The sequence below is a fragment of the Frankia sp. CcMO1 genome (assembly GCF_977945845.1).
On record NZ_CDWTMG010000060.1, the window covers coordinates 13,388 to 22,231 of the forward strand.

At 67.9% G+C, this 8,844-nt stretch carries 11 protein-coding genes; 7 read left to right on the forward strand and 4 right to left on the reverse strand.

Annotated features, from left to right (window positions below):
* Positions 1-302: 302 nt before the first annotated feature.
* Positions 303-566, forward strand: a complete 264-nt coding sequence (locus tag AC08OU_RS10215) for a hypothetical protein (RefSeq protein WP_476604763.1) — start codon at positions 303-305, stop codon at positions 564-566.
* A gap of 147 nt (positions 567-713) precedes the next feature.
* The gene (locus tag AC08OU_RS10220) at positions 714-1,223 is read left to right on the forward strand and encodes a DUF6933 domain-containing protein (protein ID WP_476604764.1); all 510 of its coding nucleotides are present in this window, start codon (positions 714-716) and stop codon (positions 1,221-1,223) included.
* 160 nt (positions 1,224-1,383) lie between these two features.
* Here AC08OU_RS10220 and AC08OU_RS10225 read toward each other — a convergent pair whose 3' ends face one another.
* Both AC08OU_RS10225 and AC08OU_RS10230 read right to left on the reverse strand, forming a co-directional pair.
* Positions 1,384-1,590, reverse strand: a complete 207-nt coding sequence (locus AC08OU_RS10225; RefSeq protein ID WP_476604765.1) for a DUF397 domain-containing protein — start codon at positions 1,588-1,590, stop codon at positions 1,384-1,386.
* On the reverse strand, positions 1,587-2,411 hold the full coding sequence (locus AC08OU_RS10230; protein WP_476604766.1) for a helix-turn-helix domain-containing protein: 825 nt from the start codon (positions 2,409-2,411) through the stop codon (positions 1,587-1,589). The genes AC08OU_RS10225 and AC08OU_RS10230 overlap by 4 nt, the downstream gene beginning before the upstream one ends.
* Before the next feature lie 193 nt (positions 2,412-2,604).
* Here AC08OU_RS10230 and AC08OU_RS10235 point away from each other — a divergent pair, with 193 nt between their 5' ends.
* From AC08OU_RS10235 to AC08OU_RS10255, 5 genes are all read left to right on the forward strand, one after another.
* On the forward strand, positions 2,605-2,931 hold the full coding sequence (locus AC08OU_RS10235) for a hypothetical protein (protein ID WP_476604767.1): 327 nt from the start codon (positions 2,605-2,607) through the stop codon (positions 2,929-2,931).
* A 228-nt stretch (positions 2,932-3,159) separates the two neighbouring features.
* Positions 3,160-3,525 carry a hypothetical protein gene (locus tag AC08OU_RS10240; RefSeq protein ID WP_476604768.1) on the forward strand — a complete coding sequence of 122 codons (366 nt, stop codon included), beginning with the start codon at positions 3,160-3,162 and terminating at the stop codon, positions 3,523-3,525.
* A gap of 440 nt (positions 3,526-3,965) precedes the next feature.
* A complete protein-coding gene (locus tag AC08OU_RS10245; protein WP_476604769.1) occupies positions 3,966-4,637 on the forward strand; it encodes a hypothetical protein in 672 nt (223 codons plus the stop codon).
* 4 nt (positions 4,638-4,641) lie between these two features.
* The gene (locus AC08OU_RS10250) at positions 4,642-5,643 is read left to right on the forward strand and encodes a phytanoyl-CoA dioxygenase family protein (protein ID WP_476604770.1); all 1,002 of its coding nucleotides are present in this window, start codon (positions 4,642-4,644) and stop codon (positions 5,641-5,643) included.
* Positions 5,640-6,506, forward strand: coding sequence for a 2OG-Fe(II)-dependent halogenase WelO5 family protein (locus AC08OU_RS10255; protein WP_476604771.1), 867 nt, complete (start codon positions 5,640-5,642; stop codon positions 6,504-6,506). The genes AC08OU_RS10250 and AC08OU_RS10255 overlap by 4 nt, the downstream gene beginning before the upstream one ends.
* A 22-nt stretch (positions 6,507-6,528) precedes the next feature.
* On the opposite strand, the gene AC08OU_RS10260 is transcribed toward AC08OU_RS10255, so the two are convergent.
* A complete protein-coding gene (locus tag AC08OU_RS10260) occupies positions 6,529-8,034 on the reverse strand; it encodes a methionine--tRNA ligase (RefSeq protein WP_476604773.1) in 1,506 nt (501 codons plus the stop codon).
* 412 nt (positions 8,035-8,446) lie between these two features.
* On the reverse strand, positions 8,447-8,671 hold the full coding sequence (locus AC08OU_RS10265) for a hypothetical protein (RefSeq protein ID WP_476604772.1): 225 nt from the start codon (positions 8,669-8,671) through the stop codon (positions 8,447-8,449).
* Positions 8,672-8,844 lie beyond the last annotated feature (173 nt).

Genomic DNA, 8,844 nt, shown 5'->3' on the forward strand with positions numbered 1-8,844 from the left:
GCCCGCGAACTGGTCGGATGCTGGATCAGCCCGGGCTGGAGCGCCGGTCTGGGCCTGGACGACGCGCCGCCGGTCTGGGCGGCCACCGACCCGGAAGCGACCGGTGACCCCGGCACCAGCGGCCTGGCCGCCATGATGGTGGCCCGCGCCGACCGGTCCAGCAGGGTCAGCCTGTGCGGGTTCCTCGTGGACGTCTACTGCCTCGGAGTGAAGAACACCCTCGGCCCGCTGACCGTCAGCTCCAGCGCCATCCACGACCGCACCCGCAGGTTCTTCGGCGGATTCCCCGACCTGCCCGGTCGGTGCCCCTTGAACTGGCCCAGCACGTCGTCCACGGCGCCGCGGCGTACGCCGCATCCCTGCGCTTCGAGCCACACCACGACTTCCCCGACGTCCTGCCCTTCCTCGGCCCGGCCCCCGGCCCGTGCCCGATCCGCTTCGGCCGCGACGGCACACCCTGGTACGTCGCGGGTCCGCACGACGACGCCCGCCAGGTGATCGCGACCTTGGAAGGCACCGTCGGCCCCGGCAACTACCAGTACGTCATCGGTGTGCCGACGCTCTGATCCCGAACGGGGTGTCCAGTCCCCCGTCGTGATGGTCGATCGGCACGTCGGCGCCGCGTGACATCGGCGTGCGCGACTGCTTCCCGAGGCAGGGCCCGCCAGGGCACCGTTCTGGGGCGAGCCGCCGGCCTGGGTAAGGATGGGGCCGTGTTCACCCTCCATGCGACGCAGAAGCTGCTGACTCGACTGGGCCGGCCTGTGCCGACGCCGATCGATGCAGACTCCCTCGCGAGACCTACCACCGCGCTGGGGAACTGGTACGGCACGGTACTGCCGTGGCGGCGGCCGGTGGCGTTGTTCGTCAATGAGACGACCCTGCTGCCGGTGCTGGCGCCGTTGGCGCCGGCGGCCTCGGTGATGGCCCGGTTCCCACAGGCCCTGGCCTTGGCGCTGTCCGCGCACGGCGTCGCACCGTCATTCGTCGCCCGGGAGGGTGAAGGCATGCGCGACTACCAGGTGGCGAAGACGGTGAACCGCAGCGTGGTCGGCGTCATGGTCGAGTTCAGCCATCTGGCCGACGCGTTTCGTGACGGCGTTCCAGACCCCGACCTGCTCGCACTTGCCCTTCGACTGTCACGCACCCCGTGCAGCCCGCTGTACGGCAAGCACGTCAGTCCTGACCGGGAGTTGGCCGCCCTGCTCGGAACTCCGCCCTGACCCTAGACCGGCTGTGCCGGACCCGCACCACGGACCCTCGCGACGATCCTGACACGGCAAGGTGACTCGCATGTCGGGCTCTCCTGACAGATCCGTGGGTAGGTCAGGGCGTGGCTCCGCCAGGGACGTCGGGGATAGCCGTCGTCCGACGGTCTCGGCGTCACACGAGGTGATCGAACTCGCCCTTGCGGGCGCCGTCGAGGAAGGCTGCGAGTTCGTCGCTGCGGAAGCGGAGGGTCGCTCCGGTGCCGTGGTCCTTGGTGTCACGCAGTTCGATCATGCCGTCGTGGCGGCGAAGCTCGATGCACGATCCCTGGTCGCCGCTGGCGGTGGCCTTGGTCCAGGGGGTGTCGGGCGTGGTGGTCATGACGTCCATTCCTTGATCGGTACTGACTTGGCTTCGAGGACCCGGTAGACGTACTCGTACTCGGCGAACTGGGTGGGCCTCTCGAAGTATCGGGCGCCCATGGGCACGTCGACGTAGGCGACGGAGGGGTCCTCGTCGTCGTCGAACTCCAGGAGGGCGAAGCTGCCGCGCTTGGGGTAGGCGCCCGCCGCGAATGGCACGATCCTGATGTCGACGTTGGGGCGTTCGGCCGTCTCACGCAGGTGTGAGAGTTGCGCGGCCATGGTCTCCGTCGAGCCCGCCACGAGGCTGACGGTGCCCTGGCCGAGGATGATGCTGACGGCGGGCAGCGGGTCGGAGCCGAAGACGTTCTCCTGGCGCTCCATGCGGAAGCGGACGCGGTGTTCCACGACCGTCTCTTCGAGCCGATCGTCGGCGCCGATCACGGCACGGGCGTAGTCGGGTGTTTGGACGAGCCCGTGCACCAGCTCGGGTTCGAAGCACCGTAGTCGAGACGCAGTGGCCTCCAATCCGACGTAGAGGCCGAACCAGTCCGGCAACACGGCGGCGCCGTACTCCTCCCACCAGCCTTCAGACTGCGTGCCGGGGGCGAGCGCGGCCAGCGCATCCGTAGTTGCCTGGTCGGCTCCGTAGAGCCAGCACAGCGCTCGGATGTCGGCGACCTTGACCGGGCCCTTGCCGGTCTCGATACGGCTGATCTTGGCTTTGGAGCCGAGGCCAGCCGCAGTGACGTCGGCGACGTCCTTGCCTGCTGCCAGTCGCAGGGACCGCAGCCTTGAACCGAGCTGCCGGCGCACGACGACAGAGCCGCCTCCGGTCATGGTCACCTCCGCAGTGTTCCACCTTGTAACGCGATCACGGACCGCGCCCGTCACGATCCATCATGCCGTGCAAACAGCTTCGTGAGTGTTCCAAGATGAGGAGTTGAACCACGAGGTACGCAGGGTAAGGGTTGCTGACAGATGCAGCGGAATCGGTCAGCGATGCAGGGAGCCTCCGGCTATGGGTCGACGCGTGCGGCGTCCAGAAGTCCTCACAGAAGAGCGCGAACCCTGGACGGGCGAGATCACCTTCGACGTCCGGTCAGACAGTGGGACCTTCATCGGCCGGCTCGAACTGGTCATCGAGAGGAACCACGTCGCCGTTCGCTACTCCGGTCGTCGGCTGGCTCTCTTTCGGCGTGAGGATCTCGGCCGCTGGCTGGCCGAGCCAGAACGCGACTGCCGGGCCGGTGACATCCGGTTCGTCATGCGGCGTAGAACGCTCAGCATCGCTCTGGGCGCCTCCTCGCCCTTCCCGGTCCCGGCGCAGGTCGCCGCCAAGCTGCGTGCGGCCATCTGACATGCCCAGAAGGAGACGCGCCCTGCTGACCGTCGACGCGCGCCGCGAGCACCGGCCGGCGGGCGGATTCTGCACATGCTGCGGCGCGGTGTGGCCCTGCTACGCCGGAACGATGACCGGGACGACCGTGCCCCTCAGCCCGCCGACAAGACCCCGGGACGTCGCCGCCGACGGTGGACTGACTGCCGCGCTCCTCAGCCAGCCGACCACGCCGCCACGGAGTGCGGGATGACGGACGCATTCAGCTCCGCCGTCGGAGCCGATTGGCATCCGACGAACGCGCCGCGCGTCCTGCTGGCCTACATTCACCTGCGGCCTGCCACGCCAGCAGCGACGGTCGCCCTCCTCCGCGACTGCATCCACGCATACGCCCACCACCAGCGGTACGAAGTCGGATGCATCCTCGTCGGGCACGAGAGCTACGACGAGCGCGTGACGGTCCGCAGGCTGGTTCTGGAGATCGAGCATCGCGACGCGGTCACGGTGCTCGTCGCCGGTGTCAGCCATCACGCCATGGCAGCTCTCGCACAGATCACGAAAGCGCGTCTCATCACGCTGCACGACATCGTCCGCGCCAATGCCCGCGAGCAGTGATGTCATGCCGCCACGCCGCCTCGGCCCTCGCCACCGCGGAACGGCGACCGTCGAGGTTCACGTGCACCTGGTGAGCGAACTACGCACGCTGTCCGCCCGGCTGATCGCGCAACTCGATGATCGCGCGACCGGGGAACTCGCCCTCCGATTTCTCGGCTCAACACTGCGGCTCTACGAGGAACACGCCCCGGACAGCCACGGTCGCTGCGCCGTCTGCGGACGATTCCGCCGCTGCCCCGTGCTTGCAAGGGCCCGCACGTTCCTCCCACCAGACCCAGGACGATGCAGATAGACCGCGCGGCCAACGTGGCGGCTCGCGCATCCCAACCCTCTCCAAGTCACACCTAGGCGCGATGTCACGGTTCGCGGCTCTTGTTTGCTATTCACCCATCGCGTACCGTCACGCACACAACCATTTCAGTCACATTCGAGGAGTTGCCATGCCAGAAGTCACCGCCGTTGAGTGGAGCATGCATGCGGACGTCAACGGCGAGTCGTTCACGCTCGCCGGACTCGGCAGCGCTGACCTGACCAGCGGCGCGACCGAGCTGCTGCTGACAGCGTCGCCGCAGTTCCCGGACGGGTTTGACCCCGCCCTGTCGCAGTTCATGTGCAACTTCACCCTCGCCGGGTACACGGCGGTGCCGCGGGTGGAGATGAGCCTCCGGCAGGCGGTCGAGCGCACCCTGTTCGTCCGGCCCCGTCGTCTGGTCGACATCACCGACGTGAGCGGCGAACTCGTCGTGCACTTGGAGGCGCTGACCACCATGACGGTCACCGACGACCGCATCGTCGTCACCAACTCTATGACTGGCTTCTCCCGTCTGCCTGCCGACGTGGCCGCCGTCGTCGGGCGGGAGACCCTCATGCCCGAGGGGCCGGGCACGGCCACCGGGCTGGCCCGGTACGCGGTCGAGCTGGCGGACGGTCAACTGCTCGAAGGGCTCACCCTCGTCCCCTACCGCTTCGACCGCGACGTCATGGTCACCCCCGCAGTGCGCGACCTGAGCGACCAGGACTGCCAGCGCACATCGGCGACCGAGGTGAGGCTGCGGGCCTCGAGCCACTGGCAGGAGCTGTCCCTGCGCCCGACCGCCGAGCGCACCGCCTGACGTCATGACAGACGTACCCGTCGCAGACATCACCGAGTTCGACGCCGAGCAAGTCAGCACGGCCGAGGCCGTGCAGGCACTACGCAGGGACGGTGTGGTGATGCTGCGGCGGGCCGTCGACGACGACCTGCTGACGCGGCTCGACCAGATGGTGAAGGGCTGGCACGACCAGTTCCTCGCCGGGGAGGTCCAGAACTACTCCCTGGGCGAGGAGACGGCCACGGTCGTTCCGGACATCTGGCAGGACGCGTTCACCGAGCCCCGCGAGTTGCAGGGCTTCCGGAAGTGGAACGTGGCAGGGCTGGACGAACGGGTCCTGCCCCTGGTCGACTCCGAGCCGATCTACGACGTCGTGCACGGCTTCATCGGTCCCGATCTCATGGTCACGAAGACACAGATGATCGTCCTGCCGCCGGGATGCCTGGACTCCCCGTTCCTGCACACCGACGCCGGCTCGATGGCCGACATCTTGGAGAGCATGGACGCCTCACCGGTGATGGTGTCCGGCCAGGTCTGCCTCACCGACCTCCCGCACCCGGGTATGGGGAACTTCACCTGTGTCCCCGGCTCCCACCAGCGCCGCTACCCGTGGTCGCCGGACAACCCGACCCGATCCCAGATCGCCGGTCCGCTGGGACAGGACATCCCCACTGACATCCGACGGCAAGTGCTGGCGCGGGCCGGGGACGCCGTGGTGTTCATCCACTCCCTGTGGCACGGCGTGACCACGAACGTCTCACCGCAGCCCCGGCGCAGCGTGATCCTTTCCTACGCCAAGCCGTTCGTGCGCGCCTACGACTACGAAAGAACCCCGCCCAAGGTGGTCGAGCACGGCTCACCTCGCCAACGGCTGCTGTTCGGCGATCTCGGCGGATGGTCCTGGCGGCCGGGCTGCTTCTACCACCTGCCGGAGGACTACCTGACGGCCCTCGCGCCGGACGCACGCGGTGGCGACGCAGCGGCGTCCGAGACCGTGCACGACATCGCGGCGGGAGGCCCCCGATGATGTCGTCGAGAGCCTTCGCAGCGGCGGTCTCCGACCGTTTGACCGGAGCGCATTGGGACGATCTCCTCAACGGCCGGACCGGCATTCTGCGCGTGCCCGACTTCCTTCCGGCCGACCGTCGCCGGGCTGCGCTGAAGCGTCTCGACAACGGTGGTCACTTCGCCGTTTACGACCCGATGGACGAGTGCGGTGGGCTCGACCCCGAGGCCCACCGGCAGATCAACCTCGACCTACGCGCCGGCCGCGGACCCGAAGACCTTCCGCCGGTCAGCCGGCGCCTCGGCCGCACCCTCTACGAGCACGCGGTCCGCGGCACCGCCCACGAGTACTTCGACCGCGCCGCCGAGTTCGACGCGGCCCGGCGAGACACCTTCGTCGAGGGCGGCGACGTCATCGACGACGTCCTGGAGACCATCAGCCGGGTCACGAACGCGACGGCCTCGATCGCCGACGAGCCGGGCCACGGGCTCTGCTACGCCGGAGTGATCCGCGACGTCCACGGCCGCTCACGGCTTCACACCGACGATGCCCGCGAAGAGACACCCGGCTTCAGCTTCTCCGACACGCCCCACCAACTCAGCCTCTACGTCTTCCTCGACATGCCCCAGCAAGGAGGCGACGTCACCGTCTACGAACGGGAGTACCGGCCCGAGGACGCACCCCTGCGGCTGGGCTACGGCCTGGCACCACATGCGGTCGCCGGAGACTCCTTCGTCGGCATCGCCCCGCGCGCCGGCGACCTCATGCTGTTCCCCGCCCGAAACATCCACCGCGTCAACGCCTGCTCAGGCCCCGGACGCCGGATCATGATGCAAGCCCACCTCGGCATCCACGCCAACGGCGAGGTCGCCTGCTGGTCCTGATCCGCAGACGAAGAGGGCTCTGTCAGCGGGCCAGCTCGAGTCGCGGGAACGTCGGCGTCGGTGAAGCGACCGTGCCGCCCTCATGCCCGGCGTCGCCGCACTGAGAGATGATGCGCTCTGCGGCGGCCGGCAGGAAGGGCCGCAGACTCTCGGCGATGTCCAGGCACGTGGCGATCAGTTCCGACAGGACGGCGTCGAGATCCTCGCCCGGGGCGCCGGAGGCACGTTCGGCCTTGGCCATCGCCCACGGTGCGACGTCCTCGATGAACCGGTTGCCCTCGTCGCCGATGGCGGTGACCGCTTCCACAGCACGGCGGAAGTCGAACTCCGCAAGCGCGGCGTCGATCGTCTCGGCGGCGGATTGCCGTGCTCGGCGCAGAGCGTGTGCCGTTGGCAGTTCGGCAGCGACCGGCTGAACTGTCCCGGCCCGATACCGGTTCACCATCGAAATCGACCGGTTCACGAGATTACCGATGTTGTTCGCGAGGTCCTCGTTGGCGCGGTTCACCATCCGCTCGGCGGTGTAGTCGGTATCTCCTGAGCGTGCGACTTCGCTCAGCATCCACCAGCGAAGCGCGTCGGTGCCGTACTGCGCGACGATGTCGGCGGGATCATCCGCGTTCCCAGCCGACTTACTGATCTTCTCGCCCGATGCCGTGAGGTACTCGTGGACGAAGATGCTGTCGGGAAGCCTGATTCCAGCCGACAACAGCATCGCGGGCCAGTAGACCGCATGGAACCGGATGATTCCCTTGCCGATGACATGGACTCGCTCGTCGCTTTCGCTCCACCAGTGCTGGTAGGTCGCCTCGTCGCTGCCGTAGCCGGGAGCGGTGATGTAGTTCGCCAGCGCGTCGAACCAGACGTAGATGACCTGCTCGGCATCTCCCGGCACCGGGATGCCCCACCCGTGCGCGCGATCCATGCTGCGCGAGACGCTGAAGTCCTCTAACCCGGCTTCGATGAAGGACAGGACTTCGCGCTTGCGGGTCACGGGTTCGACCTTGAGACGGTCGCTTGCGATGAGGTCGGCGAGACGGTCTTGGTAGTTGCTCAGTCTGAAGAACCAGTTGTTCTCTTCCACGAGCTCGGGCGTCGTCCCGTGTTCGGGGCACAGGCCGTCCGCCGTCAGCTCTTGGGGAGTGTAGAACTGTTCACATCCTATGCAGTACAAGCCGGAATAGCTCTTCCGATAGAGATCGCCATTGGCTGCGCACGCCGCCCATAGCTTCTCTACGCCCGGCCTGTGGCGAGGATCGGAACTTGTCCTGATGAAGTCGTCGAACGACAGATCGAGAGCATCCCGCAGCCCGGCGAAACGCTCCGCAACGCGCTCAACGTACTGGGCAGTGGAGATCCCCTCGGCCTGTGCTCCCTGAACGTTCTTCAGCGCGTTGTCGTCGGTACCGGTCTGAAACCTCACCTCGTCGCCACGCTGCCGCCGGCGCCTCGCCAGAACATCCGCTTCGACCAATTCCAGCGCATGCCCAACGTGGGGCCTGCCATTGACGTAAGGGATGGCGGTCATCACGTTGTACCGTGCCATTGCCGGAAGACACCCTTTCCTTGGTCGCCGCAGCACCGCGTGCGTGTAACCACAGTAGTACGGCCGGTTCTTCCCGCATGCCTCTCCGACCGTCGTGCCCGTCGTGCGGATCGAGCCTCCGCACCCACCGTTCCGGCCCTCTGGCCCTGGCCTCGATGATTCACGCCGGTTCGGGAGAGCGTGATCGGGCCCGTTGAGGAGCGCCGGTGGCGTGCTGGCGCTTGGTAGGCGTGACGATGTGGGCGATGTCGCTCGGGTGGCGCGGATTCCACGTGCCGGCTGGTGGTGCTGTCGTCGGGACGGCGAGCTCCGTCGACTCGACGAGGAGACCGGCACGTAAGACGGGTGCCTGCCTCACCTACCGGCCCGACACGCCGGCGTACTTCCGAGGCGCTCACCCCTCGTTGACGATCATGCGTGTGCGCTCCGCCAGAACGCTCAGGGCGCCCGGCAGGTCGGCCAGCCGAGCCGCGAGAGTCGCGGTGGCGAGGCGTTCGGGGAGTGCTTCGTTGAACTTCAGGCCGGCCAGGGCGCGTTCGTCGATGTCTGGCAGACACAGGCGGGCGGCTGCGTCGGCGGTCCCGGCTCTCCACATCTCAAGGGTGAGGTCGTTGCGCATCCGAATGCTGGAGTCGTCGTCCCGGTCACGGCAGGTCGAGGTCGACGTCGCCGGCGCGGGCAGCGTTGCGTTCCACCTCGGTCAGCTCCGCGGGCGTCACCGTGAGCGCGTAGTGCCTTCGTGGGTCGAAGTCAGCGAACTCGTCGACCCGGTCCAGGACGTCGGCGACGAGC

What these genes read in the sequence shown, in the direction of transcription:
- AC08OU_RS10265 (WP_476604772.1), bottom strand. Translation starts at nt 8,671, where the DNA reads ATGCGCAACGACCTCACCCTTGAGATGTGGAGAGCCGGGACCGCCGAC.
- AC08OU_RS10255 (WP_476604771.1), top strand. Translation starts at nt 5,640, where the DNA reads ATGATGTCGTCGAGAGCCTTCGCAGCGGCGGTCTCCGACCGTTTGACC.
- AC08OU_RS10260 (WP_476604773.1), bottom strand. Translation starts at nt 8,034, where the DNA reads ATGACCGCCATCCCTTACGTCAATGGCAGGCCCCACGTTGGGCATGCG.
- AC08OU_RS10230 (WP_476604766.1), bottom strand. Translation starts at nt 2,411, where the DNA reads ATGACCGGAGGCGGCTCTGTCGTCGTGCGCCGGCAGCTCGGTTCAAGG.
- AC08OU_RS10225 (WP_476604765.1), bottom strand. Translation starts at nt 1,590, where the DNA reads ATGACCACCACGCCCGACACCCCCTGGACCAAGGCCACCGCCAGCGGC.
- AC08OU_RS10240 (WP_476604768.1), top strand. Translation starts at nt 3,160, where the DNA reads ATGACGGACGCATTCAGCTCCGCCGTCGGAGCCGATTGGCATCCGACG.
- AC08OU_RS10245 (WP_476604769.1), top strand. Translation starts at nt 3,966, where the DNA reads ATGCCAGAAGTCACCGCCGTTGAGTGGAGCATGCATGCGGACGTCAAC.
- AC08OU_RS10250 (WP_476604770.1), top strand. Translation starts at nt 4,642, where the DNA reads ATGACAGACGTACCCGTCGCAGACATCACCGAGTTCGACGCCGAGCAA.